Here is a 24,628-nt window from a genome sequence, read left to right on the forward strand (position 1 = left end):
CTATGACCGTGCATCCATGAAACTGATAGGCTCCCTTACTAGCCCGTACGTACGTAAGGTACGGATCGTCATGGCGGAGAAGAAACTGGATTACCGCTTTGAACTGGAGGACGTGTGGTCTCCCGAGACTAAGATCCAGCAATACAACCCGCTGGGCAAAGTGCCCTGCCTGGTCATGGAAGACGGCGGCGCCCTGTTCGATTCCCGCGTCATCGTCGAGTATCTCGATACCCTTTCCCCTGTTGCAAGGCTGATCCCCCAGTCCGGCCGCGAACGCGCCGCCGTCAAGTGCTGGGAAGCCATAGCCGACGGCGTACTGGATGCCGCCGTCGGTATCGTCAAGGAAAGGCAGCGCCCCGATGGTGTCCGCAATGACGAATGGATCGCGCGCCAGTACGGCAAGATCCACGCCAGCCTGGACGCGATGAACAAAAGCCTGGGCGAACATGCCCATTGCATGGGCATCAATCACAGCCTGGCGGACGTCGCGGTGGGCTGTGCCCTGGGTTATCTGGTCCTGCGCTTCCCCGACCTGGATTGGCGCGCCGGCCATCCCAACCTCGCCCGCCTGTTCGACAAGTTGTCGACGCGACAGTCGTTCATCGATACGGCGCCGCCCACCCCCGTATGAACGGCGCCTGCGTTCCTAGCTGAAAGCCCGCCAGGCCTTGTAGGCCATGAAGATGGCCAGGGCGAAAAGCAGATAGGCAAAGATGCGCTTGACCGTCGCCACCGGCAAGGTATGCGCGGCGCGCGCCCCCAAAGGCGCGGTCAATACGCTGGTGCACACCAGCGCCAGCAGCGCCGGCCAGTAGATATAACCCAGCATCCCGGGGGTGTGGCCGGCTTCGCGCAGGCCCGACACCACATAGCCGGTGCTATTTGCCAGGGCGATGGGAAAGCCGAGCGCGGCCGATGTCGCAACCGCGTTGCGCAGCGGGACATTGCACCAGATCATGAAGGGCACGGACAGAAAGCCGCCGCCCGCCCCTACCAGTCCCGAGATAAAACCGATGCCGACCCCGGCCGCCGAGGTCCCGACCACGCCGGGCATCTGGCGCGACGGCTTGGGCTTGGTGTTGCGCAGCATCGAATAACCGGAATACAGCACGAAGGCGGCAAAGAAAGCCGACAACCAGCCGGTATGCAGCGCCGCGAATACCGCGCCGCCCGCCAGCAGGCCGCCCACGATCAGCCCGGGCGCCATGGCGAACGCGATACGCCAGATCACGGCGCGCGCCGCGTGATGCGCACGCACGCTGGAGATCGACGTGAACAGGATCGACGTCATCGACGTGGCGATGGCGGCATGCACGATGAGGTCTTCGCTCATCCCTTGCCAGCCGAAGATCATCGTCAGGAAAGGCACCAGCACCATGCCCCCGCCGATACCCAGCAACCCCGCCGCGAAACCCGCTCCCGCCCCCAGCAGCAACAGGCAAATCAACATAGGAATATCCACATCCCGCTCCCATCGTTATGATCATTGGGACGCGATGATACCGCCTCCCAGGCATATGTCGCCGTCGTAGAGCACAGCCGACTGGCCCGGCGTCACGGCCCATTGCGGTTCGAGGAAGTCCAGCATGAAGGTATCGCCGTCGCCGCCGCGCAACCTGCAGGCCGCATCGGACTGCCGATAGCGCGTCTTCGCGGCATAGTCGCCCGCGGCCGGGGGACTGCCCGCGATCCAGCTGGCGTCCTGCGCGGCCAGGGCACTGGACAGCAGCCATGGATGATCGTGGCCCTGTACCACGTACAGCGTATTGGCGGGCAGATCCTTGCGCGCGGCGTACCAGGCTTCCGCAGTCCCGTCATCGCGCTGCCGGCCTTTGACGCCGCCTATGCCTATGCCCTTGCGCTGACCCAGCGTGTAGAACGACAAGCCCGTATGCGTACCCACGCGCTGCCCTTCCGGCGTCAGGATGGGACCGGGGGCCGTCGGCAGATAACGGTTCAGGAATTCACGGAAAGGCCGCTCGCCGATGAAGCAGATGCCGGTGGAGTCTTTTTTCGCGGCGTTGTGCAGGCCTATTTCGTGGGCAATCCGGCGCACCTGCGTCTTGGGGATTTCACCCAGGGGAAACATGGTGCGGGATAGCTGCGCCTGGTTCAGGCGATGCAGGAAATAGCTCTGGTCCTTGCTGCCATCCAGGGCTTTCAGCAACTGATAGCGGGTGCCGGCCGCGGTATCGACCGCGCGTACGCGCGCGTAGTGGCCAGTGGCGATCAGATCGGCGCCCAGGCTCATGGCGTGATCGAGGAAAGCCTTGAATTTGATCTCGGCGTTGCACAGTACGTCCGGATTGGGCGTACGGCCCGCCGAATACTCGCGCAGGAATTCCGCGAAGACGCGGTCCTTGTACTCCGCCGCGAAGTTGACGGCCTCGATATCGACGCCCACCAGGTCGGCGACACTGGCGGCGTCCAGCCAGTCCTGCCGGGTCGAGCAGTATTCGGAATCGTCATCGTCTTCCCAGTTCTTCATGAAAAGGCCGATGACTTCGTAGCCTTGCTGCTTGAGGAGCCAGGCCGTAACGGAAGAATCGACGCCGCCGGACATGCCGACGACGACGCGGCCTTTGGTTGGAGCTTTGGAGGACATGGAGGATAAGAATTGCATCGGCGTCGGTGCGCCGGACGGAACGACATTTTACCCGGTGGTTTCACTGAGGCCACGGACGGGTAAGTCGTGTATAAGTGTCAGCGGCCCGATATCCGACAAGGAGAACGCATGCGTATCGGTATACCGCGAGAAACCCTGGAGGGGGAAACACGCGTAGCGGCAACCCCGGAGACCGTCAAGAAGTACGTGGCGGGCGGCAATTCCGTCATCGTGGAACGCGGGGCCGGCGATGCCGCGCGCTATCCCGACACGGCTTATGAAGCCGCCGGCGCCACGCTCGGTTCGAGAACCGAGGCCTTGGGCGCGGACCTCGTGCTGTCGGTACGGATGCCAGACGCAAGCGCGTCGGCGGCGCTCAAGCCAGGCGCGGTCCTGGTCGGCATGCTGGACCCTTACGACAGCGAGGGTATCGCACGGCTGGCCACGACCGGGGTCACAGGCTTCGCCCTGGAGGCCGCCCCGCGCATTACCCGGGCGCAAAGCCTGGATGTCCTGTCGTCGCAGGCCAACCTGGCCGGATACAAGGCGGTGTTGCTGGCTGCACACTACTACGGCAGGCTGTTCCCCATGATGATGACCGCCGCCGGCACGCTGAAGGCCGCGCGAGCGGTGGTGCTGGGCGCCGGCGTGGCCGGCTTGCAGGCCATCGCCACGGCGCGGCGGCTCGGCGCGGTCGTGGAAGCCTCCGACGTGCGGCCGGCCGCCAAGGAACAGGTGGAATCGCTGGGCGCCAAATTCATCGACGTACCGTTCGAGAGCGATGAGGAGCGCGAGATCGCACAAGGCGTCGGCGGCTATGCCCGCCCCATGCCGGCGGCATGGATGGCCCGGCAGGCCGCGCTGGTTTCGGAACGCTGCAAGCAGGCCGACATCATCATCACCACAGCGCTCATCCCCGGCCGCCCCGCGCCCATGCTGGTATCCGCCGAAACCGTGCAGGCCATGAAGCCCGGCTCCGTGCTGGTGGACCTGGCGGTGGAGCGTGGCGGCAATTGCCCCTTGTCGGAGAAAGGCCAGGTGGTGGAAAAGCATGGCGTCACGCTGGTCGGCCTGACCAATCTGCCCGCGCTGGTGCCCACGGACGCCTCCGCCCTGTACGCGCGCAACGTGCTGGATTTCCTGAAGCTGCTGGTGGACAAGGATGGTTCGCTGGCCATACAGCGCGAAGACGAAATCGTCGCGGCCTGCCTGGTCTGCGAAGCCGGCAACGTGGTTCGGAGGTCTTGAATGGAAGCCCTGAGTCCTACCCTGATCAATCTGATCATCTTCGTTCTGGCGGTGTACGTGGGCTACCACGTCGTCTGGAACGTCACGCCGGCGCTGCATACACCCCTGATGGCGGTGACCAATGCGATCTCAGCCATCATCATCGTCGGCGCCATGCTGGCCGCCGGGCTGACCGAAGGCGGGCTGGCACGCGGCATGGGCGTGCTGGCCGTGGCGCTGGCCGCGGTGAACGTCTTCGGCGGCTTTCTGGTCACGCGGCGCATGCTGGAGATGTTCAAGAAGAAGGAGCGCCCCAACGCCGGGCCAGCGGCGAAGGAGGAGGCGCGATGATCTCGCTGAACGTCGTTACCCTGCTCTACCTGCTGGCTTCGATCTGCTTCATCCAGGCGCTGAAAGGGCTGTCACATCCCCGCACATCGCGCATCGGCAACGCTTTCGGCATGGCGGGCATGGCGATCGCCGTGCTGACTACCGGGGCCCTCATCGTGGGCCTGGCCGGTCCCGGCATCGCGGGCCTGGGGCTGGGCTGGGTACTGCTGGGCCTGCTGATCGGTGGCACCGCGGGCACCATCATGGCGCGGCGCGTCGAGATGACCAAAATGCCCGAACTGGTCGCCTTCATGCACAGCATGATAGGCCTGGCGGCCGTCGCGATCGCGGTCGCCGTGGTCGCCGAGCCGCATGCCTTCGGCATCGCGCCCATGGGCACCGCGTTGCCCGTGGGCAACCGCGTGGAGATCTTCATCGGCACCTTCGTCGGCGCGATCACGTTTTCAGGGTCCGTCATCGCCTTCGGAAAGCTGTCCGGAAAATACCGCTTCCGCCTGTTCCAGGGCGCGCCGGTGGTATTTCCGGGCCAGCACATCGTCAACCTTGCCCTGGCCCTGATCATGCTGGCCTTCGGCGTGGCTTTTGTATTGAGCGAAGGCTGGACGCCCTTCATCGTGATGACCGCCATCGCGTTCGTGCTGGGCGTGCTGATCATCATCCCCATCGGCGGCGCGGATATGCCGGTCGTGGTCTCGATGTTGAACAGCTATTCGGGTTGGGCAGCCGCAGGTATCGGCTTCTCGTTGAACAACCCCATGCTGATCATCGCCGGATCGCTGGTGGGATCGTCCGGTGCCATCCTGTCCTACATCATGTGCAAGGCGATGAACCGGTCGTTCTTCAACGTGCTGCTGGGCGGCTTCGGCAATGGCGGCGCCGGCGCGGGTGCGAGCGCGGCGACGCAGCAACGCAACGTGAAGTCGGGCAGCGCCGAAGACGCGGCCTTCCTGATGACCAATGCGGAAAGCGTCATTATCGTCCCCGGCTACGGGCTGGCGGTTGCGCGGGCGCAGCACGCGCTGAAGGAACTGGCGGCGAAGCTGACGGCGCAAGGCGTCACGGTGCGCTATGCGATCCACCCCGTGGCGGGCCGCATGCCCGGCCATATGAACGTGCTGCTGGCCGAGGCCGAAGTGCCATACGACCAAGTGTTCGAAATGGACGACATCAACGGCGAGTTCGGCCAGACCGATGTCGTACTGGTGCTGGGCGCGAACGACGTGGTCAATCCCGCCGCCAAGAATGATCCGCAGTCGCCGATCGCCGGGATGCCTATCCTGGAAGCCTACAAGGCGCGGAACATCATCGTGAACAAGCGTTCGATGGCGGCCGGCTATGCCGGCCTGGACAACGAATTGTTCTATATGGACCGCACGATGATGGTTTTCGGCGACGCCAAGAAAGTCATCGAAGATATGGTCAAGGCCGTGGAGTAGCCGCCGCGGCCGGACGGGCGGCATGCAGCCGCTCGTCCAGCGCCTCGATCCAGTGGCGCACCGGCGTCGCGGTACCGCTTTGCAGATGCGTAATGCAGCCGATATTGGCGGACAGGATCACATCGGGCGCGACGGGCGCGATCGCCGCCAGCTTGCGATCCCGCAGCGACGTCGCCATTTCGGGATGCATGACCGAATAGGCGCCCGCCGAACCGCAGCACAGGTGCCGGTCGGCGAAGGGCTGCAGTTCGAAACCAAGATCCGTCAACAGCGTATCGGCCAGGGGCCGCAGGCCCTGCCAATGCTGCAGGGTACACGGCGGATGGAAAGCCGCGCGCGCAGGCGCATGCGGCAGGCGCTCCCGCAGCTCGCGCGCATGGGGAGCGACGATTTCCGAGACGTCGCGGACCATGGACACGATGCGCGCCGCACGGTCGGCATAAGCGGGGTCCTTGCGCAGATGATGGGCGTATTCCTTGACCATGGCGCCGCAACCGGACGCATTCATGACGATGGCCTCGACCCTGCCGCTCTCGACCAGCGGCCACCAGGCGTCGACATTGGCGCGCATCTGCGCCAAGGCGGCATCGCCGTCGTCCAGATGCAGGTTGATGGCGCCGCAGCAGCCGCCTTCCGCCAGCATCATCGCGCCGATGCCCAGCGTGTCCAGCACTCGTATCGTGGCCGCGTCGATGGTGGGCATCATGGAGGGCTGCACGCAGCCGGACAGCATGATCACCTGGCGCGCATGGCCACGCCCATCCGGGAGACCGCCCACGGGGCGCGGCTCGGGCACCTTGGCACGCATGGCGGCCGGCAGCAGCGGACGCAAGGTCTTGCCGAGTTTCATCGCCGGCGCGAACCAACGGGAGGTCAAACCCTTGCGCAGAAGCGCGCGCTTGATGCGTTGTCCCCAGGGTCGGCTGACACGCTCTTCCACCAGGCTGCGGCCGATGTCGATAAGGTGGCCATATTCGACGCCCGACGGACAGGTGGTTTCGCAATTGCGGCAGGTCAGGCAGCGATCCAGGTGCGTCTGGGTGGACTGGGTGGGCTCGGCGCCTTCGAGCATCTGCTTGATCAGGTAGATGCGTCCGCGCGGGCTGTCCAGTTCGTCCCCCAGCACCTGGTAGGTGGGACACGTGGCGGTGCAAAAACCGCAATGTACGCAGCGGCGCAGAATGGCATCGGCCTCTCGACCGTAGTCCGTATCGCGCGCCCAGGAAGCGATTTGGGTTTGCATGATGTCCCTATAGTTCCGGCACCAGCCGGCCCGGGTTGAACAGACCGGAAGGATCGAGCTCCTGCTTCAGCCGCCGCGTCAGGATCGCCACGCCGGGCGTCAAAGGCTGGAAAACGCCGTCGGCGGGCAGGTCCTCGCGTTGCGCGGCGCGGAACAAGGTCGCATGTCCTCCCCGGTCCTGTGCGGCGGCGCGTACCGAGCCCGCGTCATGCCTGCCGCTCAGCCAGCGCTGGCCGCCGCCCCATTCGATGAGCGTGGCGCCCAGTTGCATCGGCGCGGTCGCGGGCGGCACGGCGATACGCCACAACGGCCTGGAACGGTCGAAGAATTCGTGCGTCTGTTCGCGTATGGACAGCCAGAATGCTTCCGCCTGGTCCGCGTCCACCGGCTCGCCGCCGATGCGCACGCGCGCCGCGTCAATGGCGGGCGGCGCCCCGGACAGGCGAACCCGGATATGGCCGTTGCCGGAGGCGTCGGCCGGTATCCAGCACGCCGCGGAGACCGGCATGGGCAGGCGGCGCCAGGTCGCGAACGAGGCAATCGCTTCGCTTTCGGTCGCCGGCAGCGTCAAGGTGGTTTCGGCGACCGGGCGCGGCAGCACTTTCAATGAGACTTCCAGCAACACGCCGAAGATTCCCAGCGAACCCGCCAGCAGCCGCGATACGTCGTAGCCGGCAACATTCTTCATGACCTCGCCACCGAAACCCAGGACCCGCCCATGCGAGTCCAGCACGCGGGCTCCCAGCACGAAGTCACGCACGCTGCCCGCCGCCATGCGGCGCGGTCCCGCCAGCCCGGCGGCCACGCAGCCGCCGACAGTGGCCGACGATTCATAATGCGGTGGCTCGAACGCCAGCATCTGGCCCTGCGCGGCCACCTCGGCTTCGAGCTCGCGCAGCGGCGTGCCGGCGCGCGCGGTCACCACGAGCTCCGGTGGCTGGTAATTGACGATGCCGCGGTATGCGGTGACATCCAGCAGGCAATGCCCGTCTTCCGGCCGCAGCGGCCGATGATTGCCATAGAACGCCTTGCTGCCGCCGCCGCAAATGAACAGCGGCTTGTGCCCGGCGCGCGCCGTCATGACCTGGTCGCACAATTCCGACAGGACGAAATCCATGACTATCCTGTGATCAGAAGCGGGATAGATCCGGGAATCGGAGCTCGCCGCCATGTACGTGCATCTTGCCGTACTCGGCGCATCGAGCCAGGGTGGGAATCACCTTCTGCGGATTGAGCAGGCAGTGCGGGTCGAACGCCCGTTTCACCGCGAGAAACGTGTCCAGTTCCTCGCGCGAGAACTGCACGCACATCTGATTGATTTTCTCCATACCCACACCGTGCTCTCCCGTCACGGTGCCTCCTACTTGTACGCACAGCTCGAGTATCGCCACGCCGAATTTATCGGCGCGCTCGGTCTCGTCCGGCTTGTTGGAATCGAACAGGATCAGCGGGTGCAGATTGCCGTCCCCCGCGTGAAACACATTCGCGCAGCGCAGTCCGAACTCGTCCTCCATTTGCTCGATCGCGCTGAGCACACGGGCAAGATGCCGCCGCGGGATGGTACCGTCCATGCAGTAATAGTCGGGCGATACGCGGCCGGCCGCCGGAAACGCGTTCTTGCGCCCGGCCCAGAACCGCAGGCGTTCCGCGTCGGAGGTGGACACCTGCAGGCGGGTCGCGCCGGCGTCCTGCAGCACGGCTTCCATGCGCGCCATTTCATGCGCCACTTCTTCGCGGGTGCCGTCGGATTCGCACAATAGAATGGCTTGCGCGTCCATGTCGTAACCGGCCTGGACGAAGGGCTCGACCATGTGCACCGCCTGCCGGTCCATCATTTCCAGCCCCGCCGGAATGATGCCCGCGCCGATGACGCGCGTCACCGCGTTGCCGGCGGCCTCGACGCTCGGAAAACTGGCCAGCACGACTTGCGCGCAGACCGGCTTGGGCAGCAGTTTGACCGTGATTTCGGTGACGATGCCCAGCATGCCTTCGGAGCCGATGAAGACGGCCAGCAGATCCAGTCCGGGCGCGTCGGGGGCCTCGCTGCCGAGCTCGACGATGTCTCCATCTATGGTGACCACGCGGACGCGCAGGATGTTGTGTACCGTCAGTCCGTACTTCATGCAGCGCACGCCGCCGGAGTTTTCCGCCACGTTGCCGCCGATCGAACAGGCGATCTGGCTGGAAGGATCAGGCGCGTAGTACAAGCCGTATGCCGCGGCGGCCTCGGAGATCGCCAGGTTGCGCACGCCGGGCTCGACCACCGCCAGGGCATTGTCGGCGTCGATGCGCTTGACCCGATTCAATTTCGACAGGCCCAGCAATACCCCCTGGCTGTGCGGCATCGCCCCGCCCGACAAACCCGTGCCGGCGCCACGCGGGACCACCGGCGCGCTGAGACGGTTGCATACGCGCATGACCTGCTGCACCTGCGCTTCGGTTTCCGGCAGGCACACCACGGCCGGCAAGGCGCGATACAGGGACAAGCCGTCGCACTCGTAGGGCCGCATGTCCTCTTCGCGATACAGCACGCAATGGGCCGGCAGCACGGCCTGCAGGGCGGCCACCAGTTCCGGCACCGCCGGCGGCGCCGCCTGGGCATCCGTAAGGTCAGTCTCTACCAGGGTATTCATGCTTCAAAGATAGCGCGCGCGCGGCGATCGCACAGGCAGGGATTTACCCCAACGAACAACACCCCGTTGCGCGATCGCTACCAAGCGAAGATCTTGCCGGGATTGAGGATATTGTTGGGGTCGAAGGCATGTTTGAGGCTGCGCATCAAGGCCAGTGCGTCCTCGCCATGTTCCTCCAGCAGGAATCCCATCTTGTGCAGTCCGACGCCGTGCTCTCCCGTGCAGGTACCATCGGCGGCGATGGCCCGCCGCACCAGGTCGTGGTTGATGCGTTCCGATATGTCCCATTCTTCCTGGCTGTCCGGATCCAGCAGCATCAGCACATGGAAATTGCCGTCGCCGACGTGGCCAACGATGGTGGTGGGGAATGGCGCATCGGCCAGGTCGCGGGCGGTCTCGCGCACGCAATCAGCCAGGGCGGAAATCGGCACGCACACGTCCGTGGTGCTGGCGCGACAGCCGGGCCGCAATTGCAGGCCGGCGAAGTAGGCATTGTGGCGCGCCGCCCACAGGCGGCTGCGATCTTCCGGGCGGTTCGCCCATTCGAAGTCCATGCCGCCGTGGTCATGGACGATCGCCTGCACGGACGCGGCCTGCTCTTGCACGCCGGCCGCGCTACCGTGGAATTCGAACAACAGCAGCGGCGTTTCACGCAATTCCAGCTTGCTGTACCGGTTCACCGAGCGCACGGCGTGTTCGTCCATGAACTCGACTCGGGCGATCGGGACGCCGGCCTGCATGATTTCGATGACGCTGTCCACGGCGTCGCCCAGCGTGGGGAAATTGCAGACCGCGGCGGACACGGCCTCTGGCTGGGGGTACAGCTTTACCGTCACCTCGGTGATGATGCCCAGCGTACCTTCGCTGCCCACGAAGATCCGAGTCAGATCGTAGCCGGCGGAAGACTTCGGCGCCCGGCGCGCCGTACGCAGCACACGCCCGTCGGCGGTGACCACGGTCAACGACAGCACGTTTTCGCGCATCGTTCCGTAGCGGACGGCATTGGTGCCGGAAGCGCGCGTGGCCGCCATGCCGCCCAGGCTGGCATCGGCGCCCGGATCGACGGGGAAAAACAAACCGCTGTCGCGCAGATGCTCATTCAACTGCTTGCGCGTCACGCCGGCCTGCACCGTGGCGGTGAAATCTTCCGCATGCACGGCCAGTACCGCGTTCATCCCCGAGAAATCCAACGTGATACCGCCTTGGACGGGCAGCAGGTGCCCCTCCAGCGAGGAGCCCGCGCCGTAAGCCACGATGGGCACGCGGTGTTCGTTGCATATGCGCGCCACCGCCGCGACTTCTTCCGTGGTGCGCGCGAAGATCACCGCATCCGGCAGCACATCCGGATAAGGCGATTCATCATGCCCATGGTGTTCGCGCACCGCTTGCGCCGTCGACAGACGGTCGCCGACGACCGCGCGCAGTGCATCAAGACAGGCCGCTGGCACGGGACGGCGCAGCCACGAGGAATCGGTCATGTCGTTCATGTCTTCATCCGAATCGGAGATCCCGCCATTCTACGCCCGCTGCCCCGGCTGCCCTGCCGTGCGCCCGCGGCGTTATTTGCCGCTGCTGGCCGCGCGCCGGCGCTCCTGGACCGCGCCGGCCAGGCCTTCCAGCAGTTCAACGGAGGCCTCCCAATCGATGCAGCCGTCAGTGATGCTTTGCCCATATGTCAGCGGCTTTCCGGGAACCAGGTCCTGCCGCCCCGCCAGCAGATGGCTTTCGACCATCAGACCAACGATGCGTGCGTCGCCGCCGGCGATCTGGCGGCCGATGTCCCGCGCGACCAGCGGCTGGTTCTGCGGATTCTTGCTGCTGTTGGCATGGCTGGTATCGATCATCAGCCGCTGCGCCAGCCCCGACTTCGCCAGGTCCTGGCTGGCCGCGTCGATACTGGCGGCGTCGTAATTCGGCGTTTTGCCGCCGCGCAGGATCACATGGCAGTCCTCGTTGCCGGCAGTGGAGACGATCGCGGAATGACCGCCCTTGGTAACCGACAGGAAATGGTGCGGCTGCGACGCGGCCTTGATCGCGTCCACCGCGATTTTTACATTGCCGTCGGTGCCGTTCTTGAAGCCCACCGGACAAGACAGGCCCGATGCCAGCTCCCGGTGCACCTGGCTTTCCGTCGTGCGGGCGCCGATCGCTCCCCAGGAGACCAGGTCGGCGATATATTGCGGCGTGATCATGTCCAGGAACTCGCAGCCGGCCGGCAAGCCCAGCGTATTGATTTCCAGCAGCAATTCCCGGCCGATTCGGATGCCCTTGTTGATATTGAAGCTGCCGTCCAGGTCGGGATCGTTGATCAATCCCTTCCAGCCCACCGTGGTCCGCGGCTTTTCGAAATAGACCCGCATGATGATTTCCAGGTCTCCCTTCAACCTATCGCGCACCGGCTTCAGCCTGCCGGCGTACTCGATCGCCGCCTTGGGATCATGGATGGAGCACGGGCCGATAACCACGGCCAAGCGGTCATCCATGCCGTGCAGGATGCGGTGCAGGGCCTGACGGGCCGCGTAAACGGTGTCCGACACCGACTGACTGCAAGGGAATTCGCGCATGACGTGCGCTGGCGGGGTTAATTCCTTGATTTCTCGGATACGCAAGTCATCGGTATTGTGTGACACGGTGGAGCTCCTTCCTGGGGTACGTTGCCAGGCTGGCGGACATAAAAAAAGCCGCCAGGTCGCTGGCGGCTTTTTTGAGGGGATTTCGCTTGCTTCAGTTTGCGCGCAACCCTTCCTCCGCCAGCGGCATCGGAAAGCCATAAAAATAAAAATAAAATCGGGCGGCCGGGCCGCGGTTGCAAATGCAGGTCATGAAAAATTCAGCAGGTCATGAAAAACGCAGCGGGCATGCCGCGCAGGGTGACATGGTTGAATGACACGGCGGCAAATCCTAGCATAAAAAGCGCCGGCGGTCATGGCCGGAATGCAGGTTCAAGCGGTGCCGCCCACGGTAAGTCCGTCCATGCGCAGGGTAGGCATGCCCACCCCGACCGGCACGCTCTGGCCTTCCTTGCCGCAGGTACCGACCCCGGAATCGAGCCGCATGTCGTTGCCTATCATGCTGACGCGGGTCATGGCGTCCGGGCCATTGCCGATCAGTGTTGCGCCCTTGACCGGATAGCTGATTTTGCCGTTTTCGATCATGTAGGCTTCGGAAGCCGAAAATACGAACTTGCCGCTGGTGATGTCCACCTGGCCGCCGCCGAAATTCACGGCATACAGGCCGCGCTTCACCGAGGCCAGGATTTCCTCCGGCGGCGTGTCGCCTCCCAGCATATAGGTATTGGTCATGCGCGGCATGGGCAGATGCGCGAAGGATTCGCGCCGTCCGTTTCCGGTGGCGGCCGTCTTCATCAGGCGCGCATTCATGGTGTCCTGCATATACCCGCGCAGAATACCGTCTTCGATCAGGACGTTGCGCTGGGTGGCATTGCCTTCGTCGTCAACGTTGAGTGAACCACGGCGGTCCGGCAAAGTGCCATCGTCGATCACCGTGACGCCCTTGGACGCCACGCGCTCGCCGATGCGACCCGCGAAAACGCTGGAGCCCTTGCGATTGAAATCGCCTTCCAGCCCATGGCCGACCGCCTCATGCAGCAGGATGCCGGGCCAGCCGGAGCCCAGTACGACGGTCATCTCGCCGGCGGGCGCCGGGCGTGCGTCCAGATTCACCAGCGCCTCGTGCACCGCGTGTTCGACATACCCGCGCAGAATCTCGTCGGTGAAATAGTTCAGGCCGGACCGGCCGCCCCCGCCCGCATGCCCCATTTCGCGGCGGCCATTCCTTTCCACGATCACGGTCAGCGACAGGCGCACCAGCGGGCGCACGTCCGCCGCCAGCCGGCCGTCGCTGCCGGCCACCAGAATGACGTCGTATTCGGCTCCCAATCCGGCCATGACCTGTATAACGTGCGGATCGCGCGCCCGTGCCATGCGCTCTATGCGCTCCAGCAACGCCACCTTGTCGGGTGCGCTGAGCGTCAGCAGCGGATCAATGGCCGGATACAGGTCGTGCGCGGCAAGCGAGCCGCCCTGCGCGCGTATTTTGGCCTTGCCGGCGCCCTGCCGCGCAATACCGCGAACCGCGCGGGCCGAGGACAGCAAAGCATCGGGGGACAAGGAGTCGGAATAGGCGAAGGCGGTCTTTTCACCGCTGATCGCGCGCACGCCTACGCCCTGGCCGATGGAGAAGCTGCCGGTCTTGACGATGCCTTCTTCCAGGCTCCAGCCTTCGCTGCGGGTGTACTGGAAATACAGATCGGCGTAATCGACCTTGTGCGTGAATATTTCACCCAGGGCGCGCGCCATGTCGGCTTCGCTCAACCCCCAGGGATCGAGCAATACGGATTTGGCGGTCGCCAGGGCTTGGATGTCAGGGTCGGTTATCTTCATATCGGCAACTCTAAGGATTTACATAACGCGGTGGCGCAACGCGGGTAACGCTGTCCGCACCTCCGATAGCCGTGCGGGATCTATGTTACCCCCTGCCACGCCCGCCCCTTCCGGGAGGACGTCCATGATGTCACCCCAAGGGTCGACCAGCATGGAATGTCCCCAGGTCCGACGTCCATTGGGATGCACCCCTCCCTGGGCGGGCGCCAGCACATAGCACTGGTTTTCGACCGCCCGCGCGCGCAGCAGCAGTTCCCAATGCGCTTTACCTGTCGTATAGGTAAATGCGGCCGGCACGACTATCAGGTCTACCTGCCCAAGCGCCCGGTACAGTTCCGGAAACCGCAGGTCATAGCAAACCGACAGGCCTACCTTGGCGAAAGGCGTATCCACCGTACGCACCTGGCTTCCCGGCCGAATGGCAATGGACTCATCGTACGACTCATCACCGCGCCGGAAATTGAACAAATGGATTTTGTCGTATCGCGCCAGCGCCTTGCCGTCCGGGCCGTATACCAACGAAGTGTTGAACACGCGGGCCTCGTCGGGGCTGACGAACGGCAGCGTTCCCCCCACCAGATATATTCCGTGACTGCGCGCCTGATCCGCCAAAAACTCCTGTATGGGACCGGCGCCTTCGGTTTCCCGGACCGCGAGCTTATCGTGATCTTTTTGTCCCATGAAGCAGAAATATTCCGGCAATGAGACTAATCGGGCACCAGATTGGGCCGCTTTTGCGATTAAATGGGACGCAGCATCCAGATTTTCCCTGACAATCGGCGTGCTAACCATCTGGATTGCCGCCACGCGGGTGGATGTAGAAAGGGGGGTGTAAGGAGTGCTCATCGGAAACAAATAGATTCAAGAATTCCTGGGATTATCCCCAACTCGTTTTGTGCTATTGTCGACAAAATAACTATAATCGGGTCGGAAAATCAATTCCATAATAAGGATCGATATACCATGCCAAGAGAGACCTACTCCGCGCAGCAAGCCAGGATCGAAAAAGAGATCGATAAGCTACGCAAAAAAGCCGAGGCGCTGCAGATGAAGCGCCGCAAGCCCGTAGTAGCCTCCATCATTCGTTCGATGCGCGAATACAGTATCACTCCCGAGGAAATCGCCGCCGCGTTCGGCAAGCCGGCCACGCGCCGCGGCCCCGGCCGCAAGAGCGCCACCGGAAATGCCGCCACGCCCGCAAAGCGCGCCGTCGCGCCGAAATATCGTCACCCCGATACCAAGGAAACCTGGAGCGGCCGGGGCAAGCCGCCGCGTTGGCTTACCGCCGCCGAAGCCGCGGGCGCGACGCGTGAGAGCTTTCTCATTCAATAAGCACCGGGACCCAAGCGGACGGGCTCTAGTGTCCCGTCTCATCAGCCCCGCGCATTACCGCGGGGCTTTTTCTTTCACAGCATAAACCGGCAGCGTTCCGCTTAATGACGCTGCACTCTATCTGCCCATCGTGTATCGGACTTCCCGTTCCGAGCCGTTGTTGGCCGGAAAATTGTCGAAGATCGCGCGCACCAGATAAGGCATCACCCTGAGAAGGCGGTCGCTATCGGAAACGCTATAGGCAGTGGCGCGGTAAACCTCCTTGCCGCCCTGGCTGGAATCGCGTATTTCCACGGTCAAGGCATTGCGATATGCGACCGAAGGCATATCGACCCAATCGGGTCCCCAGAATCCCGGGCCCGGGCCCCAGGGGCTGCCCCAGTACCGGCCGCCGTAGAACCCCGGGCCGTAGCCGCCATAGAAATACGGATCGACGGGCCGCCGGACATTCACCTGCGTCTGCGTCACGCCGTACTTGAACGAAACATCGAATCGCGCCGGCTGGCCCGCTTGCGCCTCTACCAGTCCGGTCGGGCTGATCCCGCTGCGCACCATGTCCTGGAAACTCTGGTATTCCAGGTTGTTATTCTGACCAGGGTCGGCCGCGACAAAACGATAGCGCTGCCCGGTCGCACCCGCCGGCCAATCCTGGAACGACGTCACCCGCGCCGACACAGTAGGCGTAGTCGCGCATCCGGCAACCAGGCCCACGAAGAGCAGCATGGCCAACGCCTGAGCAAAGCGGCGGACGCGGGACGGATCGGCTCGGTACATAAAATCTCCTGCATAACGACGAGGCATCGTCGGCCTCGGACAAGCATCATAATGGCTGTCCATGCCGTTGGACAGGAAACCCGAAGCAAAGTTTTGCCGATCGCGGCAAGGCCGCGGTCGCGGCCCGACCTACAATAATGTTCAACCCACCACGATAGGCAAGGCCATGCGTACCGAAAGCTCCGTTACCGTCTACCGCAAGGATTACCAGCCCTACCCTTTCGACATCCCGGAGGTCGCGCTGGCCTTCGATCTGGACCCGGACGCGACGACAGTGACATCGCGGCTGGCGGTGCGGCGTCGCGCCGGCCACGAAAGCGCGCCGCTGCAGCTTGACGGTAGCGAGCTCGAGCTGGTGTCGGTGGCCGTGGATGGCCGCCTCCTGGGCAAGGACGAATATAGTGTCGACGACCATACGCTGACGCTGCCGGGTCTGGGCGCCAGCGCGTCGATCGATATCGTCAGCCGCTGCCGGCCTTCGGCGAATTCAACCCTGATGGGTCTGTATGTGTCCGGGGGCAACTTCTTCACGCAATGCGAAGCCGAAGGCTTCCGACGCATCACCTGGTTCGCCGACCGTCCCGATGTCATGTCGCGCTACCGCGTGACTCTGCGTGCCGGCGCCGAGTATCCGGTCCTGCTCAGCAATGGCAATCTGCTGGAGCAGCGCACGTTGCCCGATGGCCGCGCCGAAGCCATATGGGAAGACCCTTTTCCCAAGCCTTGCTACCTTTTCGCGCTGGTGGCGGGGCGCCTGACTCATCGGGAAACCAGGCTGAAAACCGCATCCGGGCGGGACGTCCTGCTGCAAGTCTATAGCGACCCCGGCGCCGAATCGAAAACTGAATGGGCGCTCGAATCCCTGGTGCGCTCGGTACGCTGGGATGAAACCCGGTTCGGCCTGGAACTGGACCTGGACCGCTTCATGGTGGTTGCGGTGCGCGATTTCAATATGGGAGCCATGGAAAACAAAGGCTTGAACATATTCAACGCCGCGTATGTCCTGGCCGATCCCGACACCGCCACCGATGCCAACTATGAAGCCATCGAAGCCGTCATCGGGCACGAGTACTTTCATAATTGGACAGGCAACCGGGTAACTTGCCGCGACTGGTTTCAGTTGAGCTTGAAGGAAGGGCTGACGGTATTCCGCGATCAGGAGTTCAGCGCCGACATGATGGCCAGTGGCCTGGATGCGCAGGCGGCCGCCAGCGCACGCGCCGTCAAGCGCATCGACGACGTCGTGACACTACGCGCGGCGCAGTTTCCAGAGGATGCGGGGCCGATGGCGCACCCCATCCGTCCCGAGAGCTACCAGGAAATCGGCAATTTCTATACGGCTACGGTCTACGAAAAAGGCGCCGAAGTCATCCGCATGCAGCACACTTTGCTTGGTGAGGCGGGATTCCGCGCCGGCATGGACGAATACTTCCGCCGGCACGACGGCCAGGCCGTCACGTGCGACGATTTTGTCGCCGCCATGGAATCCGTATATAGCCGCCAGCATCCCGGGCGCGATCTGCGGGTATTTCGCCGCTGGTACAGCCAGGCGGGCACGCCCCGCGTCACGGTGGATCTGCGGTATGACGCGGCCGCGCAGCGTTGCACCGTGACGCTGGCGCAGCGGTGCGCGCCGGTAGGCGTCGAAAAGAACTCGACGGCGGCCGGTTCGAAACAGCCTTTCCACATCCCTTTCGCCATGGGCTTGCTCGGCCGCGATGGGCGGCCCATGGAGCTGCGCCTGGACGGAAAGGCAAGCTCGACGGTCTTGTTGGAGCTGACTCAGGAACGGCAACAGTGGGTATTCGAGGATATTCCCACCGCTCCCGTGCCGTCGCTGCTGCGCGGCTTTTCCGCGCCGGTTATCGTGGAATATCCGTGGAGCGATGAAGAGCTGGCCTTGTTGTCGGCACACGATACCGACCCGTTCGCCCGCTGGGAAGCGGGACAGGAACTGGCTACCCGCGAAATCCTGCGCCTGACCGAAGCCCGACAGGCCGGCGCGCAAATGCAGTGCAACCCCGCCTTTATCGCCGCCTGGCGCGCGCTGCTGGAAGATCCCCGGTTGGACGTGGCCTATCGTGCCCGCGCCCTGTCCCTGCCCTCGGAGAAAACACTGGCCGAACGCATGACGGCCATGGATCCGCCCTCGCTGGCCGCCGCCCGGGACTACCTGCGCGATGAAATCGGCACTCAGCTGGCCGACCTGTGGCGACAGGCTTTCGCCGCCAGCCAGACGCCAGGCCCCTACACGCCCGCGCCGGAACCGGCCGGCAAGCGCGCGCTGAAGAATATGGCCCTAAGCCATCTTATGGCAAGCGGCGACGCCCAGGCCACGCAATGGGCGCTGAGCCAGTATGAAAAAGCCGGGAACATGACCGACCGCCTGGGCGCCATGACCGCATTGGTCAACTATGGCGACGAAGACGTCGCCACGCGCACGCTCAGCCACTTCTACGAGCAATGGCAGCATGACCCGCTGGTTATCGATAAATGGTTTGCGCTGCAGGCCACCGCGCGTTCCACCACGGTGGAAACAGTACGGGGATTGATGGCTCATCCCGCATTTACGCTGCGCAATCCGAATCGCGCCCGCGCGCTGGTATTCCAATTCTGCTTGAATAACGCGCGCGGCTTGCACGCGGCCGACGGCTCCGGTTACCGCTATTGGCAGGAACAGGTGCTGGCCCTGGACGCCTTGAATCCGGAAGTCGCTGCCCGCCTGGCGCGCGCCATGGATAACTGGGCGCGCTTTGTACCGGCCTTGCGCGCGCCGATGCGCGCAGCGTTGGAGGCGGTGCGGGCGCATACCGGCCTATCGCGCAACGTAAGCGAAATCGTATCCAAGGCGCTGGAACTGGCTGCCTGAAAATTGTGTGCTTGAGGAGAAACTTTTGAAACGCAAAACCCTAACCCAGTATCTGGTCGAGCAGCAGCGCCAGGCTCAAGCCGTCGGTCCGGAAGTGCGCCTGCTTATCGAAGTGGTGGCGCGCGCCTGCAAGGCCATCAGCCACGCGGTCAGTAAAGGCGCGCTGGGGGGCGTGCTGGGCAGCCTGGAATCCGAAAATGTGCAGGGGGAAGTCCAGAAGAAGCTGGACGTGTTGTCCAACGAAATCCTGCTTGAAGCCAATGAATGGGGCGGCCACCTGGCCGCCATGGCTTCGGAGGAAATGGAAACCATCCACCTGATTCCCAACCGTTATCCCAAGGGCGAATATCTGCTGCTATTCGATCCGCTGGATGGCTCGTCCAATATCGATGTCAATGTTTCCATCGGCACCATCTTCTCGGTGCTGCATGCCCCGCACGACGCGCATGGCCGGCCGGTCACGGAACAGGATTTCCTGCAAACCGGCAGCAAGCAGGTTGCCGCCGGCTATGCGGTCTACGGACCGCAGACCATGCTGGTATTGACGGTAGGCAACGGCGTGGTCGGCTTTACCCTGGACCGGGAAATGGGGTCGTGGGTGTTGACGCATGAAAACATGCAGATTCCCGCCGACACCAAGGAATTCGCCATCAATATGTCCAATATGCGTCACTGGGCGCCGCCGGTGAAACGCTATGTCGATGATTGCCTGGCCGGGAAGACAGGTCCGCGCGGCAAGGATTTCAATATGCGCTGGGTGGCCTCCATGGTGGCCGACGTCCACCGTATCCTGACGCGCGGCGGTATTTTCATGTATCCCTGGGACGCGCGCGAGCCGTCCAAGCCTGGCAAACTGCGGCTGATGTATGAAGCGAACCCCATGAGCTTCATCGTCGAACAGGCCGGCGGGGCTTCCATCAATGGCACGCAGCGTATCCTGGATATCGAACCGGCGCAGTTGCACGAGCGGGTAAGCGTGATATTGGGCTCGCGCAACGAGGTGGAAATGGTCGCAAAATACCATCGCGAGGCAGCCGCGCAATAACCTCCGCGGCATCAAGCAAAAAACCGGCGCCTGGGGCGCCGGTTTTGCTGGCGGGCGGACATACGCTGGCAGCCCGCCCCGATATGGCTATATAGCCGTTACTTGACCTGCTCGATCGACTTCACATCGTCCTTATTGATCTGGACGTCCTTGCCGTTCTGCTCGTATTGGTACATGCCGGACTTCTTATCGTAGTCCGGTTTGTCCGGCGTTACGATCTGCGAGCCGTCCCGGGTATTCACGACCGAAGGCGAAGAGCATCCAGCCAGGATGGCGAAGGTGGCCAGCGATATAGCGCTCAGTTTCAGAGTCATGTCATCTCCTTGCGTGATGGACACGACCAATTTATCGAACGCTGCACCCGGTTGCGGTGACCGGATGTGCAGAAAGTGCGAGCATCTGTTAATCGAGATGCAACGATGCCCGCAACTTTCCCAACGGCTCAGTTATTCAGGGTCAGCACCGTAGCGCCCGTGGTCTTGCGTGAAGCAAGCGCCGTGTGTGCCTCCGCCGCCTGCTCCAGGGGATAGCGCTGGTCGATACGCATGCGTATCTTCTTTTTCAGCACCAGATCGAACAACTCGTCTGAAGCGGCCTTCAGCTTGGCCGGCGTATTGACGTGCAGCGCCAGGGAAGGCCGGGTCAGATAAAGGCAACCTTTCTGATTCAGGATACCGATATTGACGCCGGTGACGGGACCGGACGCATTGCCGAAGCTCACCATGAGGCCGCGCGGCTCGATGCAGTCCAGGGACATTTCCCAGGTATCCTTGCCCACGCCGTCATACACCACGGGCACTTTCTTGCCGCCGGTCAATTCGAGCACGCGCTCCACCACGTTTTCGCGCGAATAATCGATGGTCTGCCAGGCGCCATGTTCGCGCGCGAGTTCGGCCTTTTCCGGGCTGGACACCGTGCCGATCAGCTTGACGCCCAAGGCCTTGGCCCACTGGCAGGCGATCAACCCCACACCCCCGGCGGCCGCATGGAACAGGATGGTTTCCCCACCTTGCAGGCGGTATGTCTGGCGGAACAAGTATTGGACGGTCAAGCCCTTCAGCATCATCGCCGCCGCTTCATCGAAACTGATGCGCTTGGGCAGCTGGACTACATTGGCCGCCGGCACATTGCGCATTTCCGCATAAGCGCCCAGGGGGCTTTGGCCATACGCAACGCGATCGCCTTTCTTGATATGCGTGACATCGCTGCCTACTGCTTCGACCACGCCCGCCCCTTCGAAACCCAGGCCGTGCGGCAATGGATGCGGATACAGGCCGGTGCGGTAATAGATGTCGATGAAATTCAATCCGGCGGCATGCTGGCGCACCGTCACTTCGCTGGGACCGGGCGGCGGCACCTCCACGTCAACCAACTTCAGGACTTCCGGGCCGCCGTGTGCCTCCAGTCGGATTGCCTTGACAGTATTGCTGGCCATACAACGCTCCTTTCTTTGTGTTCGTCGTGGGTAAGGTTGATTAATCGGAAAGTGCCGAGGTTGCGCGGCTTTTCAGTTCCGTTTCGATAAAGCCGGGCGAGGCGCTGTCAGCACGAACATGCCCGCCAGCACGAAAGCCGTGCCCGCCAGCTGCCATGCGGTCACCGGTTCACCCAGAAACCAGAATGCGAGGAACAGCACCGACACAGGGCCCAGCATGCCCAACTGCGCGGCCAGCGGCGGCCCGATGCGGGACACCGCCGCCATGATCATGAAAACCGGCAGAACGGTATTGACGACGGCATGGATCAGCGACAAGCCATAAAAGCCGAGTGGCTGGATCAGCAGCGCGGGCGGATGCACCAGGAAAAACTGGATGAGGCAGGCGATGCTGGACACCGACATCGCGTAGGCGGTCAAGCGCATCGCGCCGACCCGTTTGACCAGCTCGCCTGAACCGATCAGATACAGGGCATAGGAAAACGCGGACGCAAAAACGAATGCGGAGCCGAGCAGCACCGCGCTGCCGCCGGTCTGCGCCATGTCATGGGCGAAGACCAGCACCACGCCCAGATAGGACAGCAGCAGCGCCAGCCACTGGCGGCCGGCGATGGGACGTTTCAACCAGAAAGCGGTGATCAGCAGCACCAGGGTGGGCGCCAGGAACAGGATCAGGCGCTCCAATCCGACGCTGATGTAGCGCAACCCAAGAAAATCCAGAAAGCTCGACAAGTAGTAGCCGATCAGGCCCAGCAACACGACTCTGACGCATTCTTTGCGGGTCAACACCGGAATTTCGCCGCGTACGGCCCGCCGCGACTGCCGCCAGGCGATGAAGGCAAAAAAGGGCAAGGAAAACAACATGCGAAACGCGATGAGCGTGACTGCGTCAACACCGTATTCGTAGGTGAACTTGACGACGATGGCCTTGCCGGAAAACAGGATGGCGCCCAGGGCCGCGAGGGAAAAGCCCGCGGCTCGGTTGGAGAACGCGGGAGCGGCGGATGTTGCGACGATGGAATTCATGCCCGGATTTTATGTGGCGGGCACAGGTCTGTGCACGGCATTTCTCGTGCGCGACGGCGGCCGTTTCCACAGCGCTGGGCGCTGGCCCGCCTCCACGGCCTTGGCCACCCAACGGTCAGCCTTTTGTCAGGAAGGTTAACTTGACAATAACTGCCTAAACAGCTAATCTGGGGTACATGAACACAGAATCCATTGCTCCGTCAGATGAATCGCCACCTTACCGGTGCGACCGGGCGCGGCTTGAGGAAAACCCCGGCTACCTTATCCGCCTGGTCTTCAATTCCCTGAATCGGGCCCTGGATCAAGAGATGGCTCCGCTGGGTTTGACGGCGACACAATGGCGTCCCGTCGCCATGGTGGCCATGGGCCGCGCCGACACCGCGGCTGAGCTCGCGCGCCTGAACGAAGTGGATACCGGTGCGATGACGCGCACGCTCGACAGGCTGGAAGCCAAGAAGCTGCTGCGCCGCAAGCGCAGCGAGCAGGACCGCCGCGTCATCAAGATCGAGATTACGGAAGAAGGCCAGGCGATGATGCGGGAGATTCCCATAAACATCGCTCGCACCATCAATCACTATCTGCGCGGTTTTTCCGAACATGAAGTCGAACTGTTGACGCACTTCCTTCGCCGCATGCTGGCCAACGGGTCCGCCCCCGTACCTCCAGGCAAGGGCTAGCGAGCGACAGCACCTGTTTTTTCGCCCTAATAGCTGCCTAGTCAATTAATAACTGGTCAATAAAATGACAATCCGCTTAATCCCCCTACTTCACCGCGAAACGACTATCCGGTTTTCCACCGCGGGCTGATCGCTATGAAACGCCTCTCTACTTTGCTATTGGTGATCGCCCTGAGCGGTTGCGCCCTCATGGAGAAAGGCCCTACACCCGTGGCCGAGCTTACGGAGCAGAAGCTGGGCCTGAAGGATCAGGCCGCGGCATGGCCGACGACGCAGTGGTGGCAACGCTACGGCGACCCGCAACTGGACACCCTGGTGCAGGAAGCCCTGGCGAACAATCCGTCGATCACCGCGGCCCAGGCGCGGCTGGCGCAGGCCAACGCGGCCGTCAGCGGCGCTCGTGCCCCTCTGCTGCCCCGCGTGGACGCGAACTATTCGCTGCAGCGCGAGCACATCTCCAAGACGTATATCTATCCGGAGCCGCTGGCGGGCTCGGTGCAGAGCGACAACCGCCTTGGACTGGACTTCAGCTATGAGCTGGACTTCTGGGGCAAGAACCGCTCCGCCCTGCAGTCCGCCCTGTCGCGCGAACAGGCGGCCGAGGCGGACAGCCAGGCAGCGCGCACCATGTTGTCCAGCGCCATGGTACAGAGCTATCTGAGCCTGCAGAACGCCTTCGCGCAGCGCGCCGTGCTCCAGCGCATCATCACGCAGCGCGACGAAGCCCTGTCCATCACGCGGCAACGCTTCAGCGCCGGGCTGGACACGCAGGTGGAGGTCAAGCAGGCGGAGTCGCAGCTTGCCTCCGCCAAGGTACAGCTGACGCAGGTGGAGACCACACTGGCCCAGCTACGCAATCAGGTGGCCGCGCTCGCGGGCGCGGGTCCGGAACGCGGACTGAACCTGCACGAGGCGAACCTGACGGTGCCGCCAGGCGGTATCCCTGTTTCCGTTCCGCTGGAGTTGCTGGGCCATCGCGCCGACGTCGTAGCCGCCCGCTGGCGCGCCGAAGCCGCGCGCAAGACGATCGACGTCGCCAAGGCCGACTTCTATCCCAACGTGAACATCACCGCCTTCATCGGCTTCCAGGCGCTGGGCACCAACAACCTGCTGCAGGCGGCCAGCCGCACCGCCAATATCGGCCCGGCGATTTCGCTGCCGATCTTCCATGGCGGGGAACTGAACGCCAATCTGGCCGGACGCCGCGCCGACGCCGACCTGGCCGTATCGGACTACAACCAAACGGTGCTCGACGCGGTACGGCAGGTCGCGGATGCGCTGGACGCCTTGCGTCTGATCGGTCGCGAGACGGCGGAACAGCGCCAGGCGCGCCAGTCCATCGACGCGGCATACGAACTGGCGGTCAACCGCTACAAGGCCGGACTGGGCAATTACCTGATCGTGCTGGTCGCGCAGAACGATGTGCTGACGCAGGCACGCCTGGAAACGGATCTGCGCTTCCGCGCCTACAAGCTGGATGCCGAGCTGGCCAATGCACTGGGCGGCGGCTATGTGCCGGCCCCCGCAAATGCGGAGATCGCCCAGCAGGACACCTCGAACACCACTCATTGA

The 24,628-nt window shown here is 63.4% G+C and carries 22 protein-coding genes; 9 read left to right on the top strand and 13 right to left on the bottom strand.

Annotated elements, in window-relative coordinates:
- Nucleotides 1-16: 16 nt before the first annotated feature.
- On the top strand, nt 17-631 hold the full coding sequence (locus ACNA0R_RS05750) for a glutathione S-transferase (RefSeq protein WP_415824971.1): 615 nt from the start codon (nt 17-19) through the stop codon (nt 629-631).
- A 15-nt stretch (nt 632-646) separates the two neighbouring features.
- On the opposite strand, the gene ACNA0R_RS05755 is transcribed toward ACNA0R_RS05750, so the two are convergent.
- Together ACNA0R_RS05755 and mnmA are read right to left on the bottom strand one after the other, a co-directional pair.
- Entirely contained in the window at nt 647-1,462 is an 816-nt protein-coding gene (locus ACNA0R_RS05755; protein WP_415824972.1) for a sulfite exporter TauE/SafE family protein, read from the bottom strand.
- Between the two features lie 21 nt (nt 1,463-1,483).
- The gene (mnmA, locus tag ACNA0R_RS05760) at nt 1,484-2,623 is read right to left on the bottom strand and encodes a tRNA 2-thiouridine(34) synthase MnmA (protein WP_415824973.1); all 1,140 of its coding nucleotides are present in this window, start codon (nt 2,621-2,623) and stop codon (nt 1,484-1,486) included.
- A gap of 111 nt (nt 2,624-2,734) precedes the next feature.
- Here mnmA and ACNA0R_RS05765 point away from each other — a divergent pair, with 111 nt between their 5' ends.
- From ACNA0R_RS05765 to ACNA0R_RS05775, 3 genes are read left to right on the top strand one after another with little or no spacing between them, the layout of a single operon-like run.
- On the top strand, nt 2,735-3,853 hold the full coding sequence (locus ACNA0R_RS05765) for a Re/Si-specific NAD(P)(+) transhydrogenase subunit alpha (protein WP_415824974.1): 1,119 nt from the start codon (nt 2,735-2,737) through the stop codon (nt 3,851-3,853).
- Nucleotides 3,854-4,183, top strand: a complete 330-nt coding sequence (locus ACNA0R_RS05770) for an NAD(P) transhydrogenase subunit alpha part 2 (RefSeq protein ID WP_415824975.1) — start codon at nt 3,854-3,856, stop codon at nt 4,181-4,183.
- Nucleotides 4,180-5,619 (top strand): NAD(P)(+) transhydrogenase (Re/Si-specific) subunit beta, encoded by a 1,440-nt coding sequence (locus ACNA0R_RS05775; protein WP_415824976.1) that lies wholly within the window; start codon nt 4,180-4,182, stop codon nt 5,617-5,619. The genes ACNA0R_RS05770 and ACNA0R_RS05775 overlap by 4 nt, the downstream gene beginning before the upstream one ends.
- Here the strand turns inward: ACNA0R_RS05775 and glcF are convergent.
- The 7 genes from glcF to ACNA0R_RS05810 form a co-directional block, all read right to left on the bottom strand.
- Nucleotides 5,603-6,862, bottom strand: a complete 1,260-nt coding sequence (gene glcF / locus ACNA0R_RS05780) for a glycolate oxidase subunit GlcF (protein WP_415824977.1) — start codon at nt 6,860-6,862, stop codon at nt 5,603-5,605. The genes ACNA0R_RS05775 and glcF overlap by 17 nt on opposite strands.
- Before the next feature lie 7 nt (nt 6,863-6,869).
- Nucleotides 6,870-7,979, bottom strand: coding sequence for a glycolate oxidase subunit GlcE (gene glcE / locus ACNA0R_RS05785; RefSeq protein ID WP_415824978.1), 1,110 nt, complete (start codon nt 7,977-7,979; stop codon nt 6,870-6,872).
- Nucleotides 7,980-7,992: 13 nt separating this feature from the next.
- Complete coding sequence (locus tag ACNA0R_RS05790) at nt 7,993-9,495, bottom strand: FAD-linked oxidase C-terminal domain-containing protein (protein WP_415824979.1); 1,503 nt, start codon at nt 9,493-9,495, stop codon at nt 7,993-7,995.
- Nucleotides 9,496-9,572: 77 nt separating this feature from the next.
- Complete coding sequence (locus ACNA0R_RS05795) at nt 9,573-10,982, bottom strand: FAD-binding oxidoreductase (protein ID WP_415824980.1); 1,410 nt, start codon at nt 10,980-10,982, stop codon at nt 9,573-9,575.
- A gap of 72 nt (nt 10,983-11,054) precedes the next feature.
- On the bottom strand, nt 11,055-12,125 hold the full coding sequence (aroG, locus tag ACNA0R_RS05800; RefSeq protein ID WP_415824981.1) for a 3-deoxy-7-phosphoheptulonate synthase AroG: 1,071 nt from the start codon (nt 12,123-12,125) through the stop codon (nt 11,055-11,057).
- A gap of 312 nt (nt 12,126-12,437) precedes the next feature.
- On the bottom strand, nt 12,438-13,898 hold the full coding sequence (gene tldD / locus ACNA0R_RS05805; RefSeq protein ID WP_415824982.1) for a metalloprotease TldD: 1,461 nt from the start codon (nt 13,896-13,898) through the stop codon (nt 12,438-12,440).
- Nucleotides 13,899-13,916: 18 nt separating this feature from the next.
- Nucleotides 13,917-14,744: a carbon-nitrogen hydrolase family protein gene (locus ACNA0R_RS05810; RefSeq protein WP_415824983.1), complete on the bottom strand. Its 828-nt coding sequence runs from the start codon at nt 14,742-14,744 to the stop codon at nt 13,917-13,919.
- A gap of 117 nt (nt 14,745-14,861) precedes the next feature.
- On the opposite strand from ACNA0R_RS05810, the gene ACNA0R_RS05815 reads away from it, so the two are divergent.
- On the top strand, nt 14,862-15,230 hold the full coding sequence (locus ACNA0R_RS05815) for an H-NS histone family protein (protein ID WP_415824984.1): 369 nt from the start codon (nt 14,862-14,864) through the stop codon (nt 15,228-15,230).
- 117 nt (nt 15,231-15,347) lie between these two features.
- On the opposite strand, the gene ACNA0R_RS05820 is transcribed toward ACNA0R_RS05815, so the two are convergent.
- On the bottom strand, nt 15,348-16,004 hold the full coding sequence (locus ACNA0R_RS05820) for a DUF4136 domain-containing protein (protein WP_415824985.1): 657 nt from the start codon (nt 16,002-16,004) through the stop codon (nt 15,348-15,350).
- A gap of 166 nt (nt 16,005-16,170) precedes the next feature.
- On the opposite strand from ACNA0R_RS05820, the gene pepN reads away from it, so the two are divergent.
- Together pepN and ACNA0R_RS05830 are read left to right on the top strand one after the other, a co-directional pair.
- Nucleotides 16,171-18,873: an aminopeptidase N gene (gene pepN / locus ACNA0R_RS05825; protein WP_415824986.1), complete on the top strand. Its 2,703-nt coding sequence runs from the start codon at nt 16,171-16,173 to the stop codon at nt 18,871-18,873.
- 25 nt (nt 18,874-18,898) lie between these two features.
- The gene (locus tag ACNA0R_RS05830; protein WP_415824987.1) at nt 18,899-19,918 is read left to right on the top strand and encodes a class 1 fructose-bisphosphatase; all 1,020 of its coding nucleotides are present in this window, start codon (nt 18,899-18,901) and stop codon (nt 19,916-19,918) included.
- A gap of 98 nt (nt 19,919-20,016) precedes the next feature.
- Here the strand turns inward: ACNA0R_RS05830 and ACNA0R_RS05835 are convergent, their stop codons facing one another.
- The 3 genes from ACNA0R_RS05835 to ACNA0R_RS05845 form a co-directional block, all read right to left on the bottom strand.
- Nucleotides 20,017-20,232, bottom strand: a complete 216-nt coding sequence (locus tag ACNA0R_RS05835) for a YgdI/YgdR family lipoprotein (RefSeq protein WP_415824988.1) — start codon at nt 20,230-20,232, stop codon at nt 20,017-20,019.
- A 128-nt stretch (nt 20,233-20,360) separates the two neighbouring features.
- Entirely contained in the window at nt 20,361-21,353 is a 993-nt protein-coding gene (locus tag ACNA0R_RS05840) for a quinone oxidoreductase family protein (RefSeq protein ID WP_415824989.1), read from the bottom strand.
- Between the two features lie 72 nt (nt 21,354-21,425).
- A complete protein-coding gene (locus ACNA0R_RS05845; protein ID WP_415824990.1) occupies nt 21,426-22,379 on the bottom strand; it encodes a DMT family transporter in 954 nt (317 codons plus the stop codon).
- A 176-nt stretch (nt 22,380-22,555) separates the two neighbouring features.
- Here ACNA0R_RS05845 and ACNA0R_RS05850 point away from each other — a divergent pair, with 176 nt between their 5' ends.
- Both ACNA0R_RS05850 and ACNA0R_RS05855 read left to right on the top strand, forming a co-directional pair.
- On the top strand, nt 22,556-23,056 hold the full coding sequence (locus ACNA0R_RS05850) for a MarR family winged helix-turn-helix transcriptional regulator (RefSeq protein WP_415824991.1): 501 nt from the start codon (nt 22,556-22,558) through the stop codon (nt 23,054-23,056).
- A 135-nt stretch (nt 23,057-23,191) separates the two neighbouring features.
- Nucleotides 23,192-24,628, top strand: a complete 1,437-nt coding sequence (locus ACNA0R_RS05855) for an efflux transporter outer membrane subunit (protein ID WP_415824992.1) — start codon at nt 23,192-23,194, stop codon at nt 24,626-24,628.

The organism is Bordetella sputigena, assembly GCF_965137885.1.
Classification (GTDB): Bacteria; Pseudomonadota; Gammaproteobacteria; order Burkholderiales; family Burkholderiaceae_B; genus Bordetella_C; species Bordetella_C sputigena.

Bases quoted from the DNA above. Each gene is read 5' to 3' on its own strand.
- ACNA0R_RS05840 (WP_415824989.1), bottom strand. From the start codon at position 21,353: ATGGCCAGCAATACTGTCAAGGCAATCCGACTGGAGGCACACGGCGGC.
- ACNA0R_RS05850 (WP_415824991.1), top strand. From the start codon at position 22,556: ATGAACACAGAATCCATTGCTCCGTCAGATGAATCGCCACCTTACCGG.
- ACNA0R_RS05810 (WP_415824983.1), bottom strand. From the start codon at position 14,744: ATGAGCACTCCTTACACCCCCCTTTCTACATCCACCCGCGTGGCGGCA.
- ACNA0R_RS05775 (WP_415824976.1), top strand. From the start codon at position 4,180: ATGATCTCGCTGAACGTCGTTACCCTGCTCTACCTGCTGGCTTCGATC.
- glcF (WP_415824977.1), bottom strand. From the start codon at position 6,862: ATGCAAACCCAAATCGCTTCCTGGGCGCGCGATACGGACTACGGTCGA.
- ACNA0R_RS05835 (WP_415824988.1), bottom strand. From the start codon at position 20,232: ATGACTCTGAAACTGAGCGCTATATCGCTGGCCACCTTCGCCATCCTG.
- glcE (WP_415824978.1), bottom strand. From the start codon at position 7,979: ATGGATTTCGTCCTGTCGGAATTGTGCGACCAGGTCATGACGGCGCGC.
- ACNA0R_RS05770 (WP_415824975.1), top strand. From the start codon at position 3,854: ATGGAAGCCCTGAGTCCTACCCTGATCAATCTGATCATCTTCGTTCTG.
- ACNA0R_RS05855 (WP_415824992.1), top strand. From the start codon at position 23,192: ATGAAACGCCTCTCTACTTTGCTATTGGTGATCGCCCTGAGCGGTTGC.
- ACNA0R_RS05790 (WP_415824979.1), bottom strand. From the start codon at position 9,495: ATGAATACCCTGGTAGAGACTGACCTTACGGATGCCCAGGCGGCGCCG.
- ACNA0R_RS05750 (WP_415824971.1), top strand. From the start codon at position 17: ATGAAACTGATAGGCTCCCTTACTAGCCCGTACGTACGTAAGGTACGG.
- ACNA0R_RS05845 (WP_415824990.1), bottom strand. From the start codon at position 22,379: ATGAATTCCATCGTCGCAACATCCGCCGCTCCCGCGTTCTCCAACCGA.
- mnmA (WP_415824973.1), bottom strand. From the start codon at position 2,623: ATGCAATTCTTATCCTCCATGTCCTCCAAAGCTCCAACCAAAGGCCGC.
- tldD (WP_415824982.1), bottom strand. From the start codon at position 13,898: ATGAAGATAACCGACCCTGACATCCAAGCCCTGGCGACCGCCAAATCC.
- ACNA0R_RS05795 (WP_415824980.1), bottom strand. From the start codon at position 10,982: ATGAACGACATGACCGATTCCTCGTGGCTGCGCCGTCCCGTGCCAGCG.
- ACNA0R_RS05765 (WP_415824974.1), top strand. From the start codon at position 2,735: ATGCGTATCGGTATACCGCGAGAAACCCTGGAGGGGGAAACACGCGTA.
- pepN (WP_415824986.1), top strand. From the start codon at position 16,171: ATGCGTACCGAAAGCTCCGTTACCGTCTACCGCAAGGATTACCAGCCC.
- ACNA0R_RS05820 (WP_415824985.1), bottom strand. From the start codon at position 16,004: ATGTACCGAGCCGATCCGTCCCGCGTCCGCCGCTTTGCTCAGGCGTTG.
- ACNA0R_RS05815 (WP_415824984.1), top strand. From the start codon at position 14,862: ATGCCAAGAGAGACCTACTCCGCGCAGCAAGCCAGGATCGAAAAAGAG.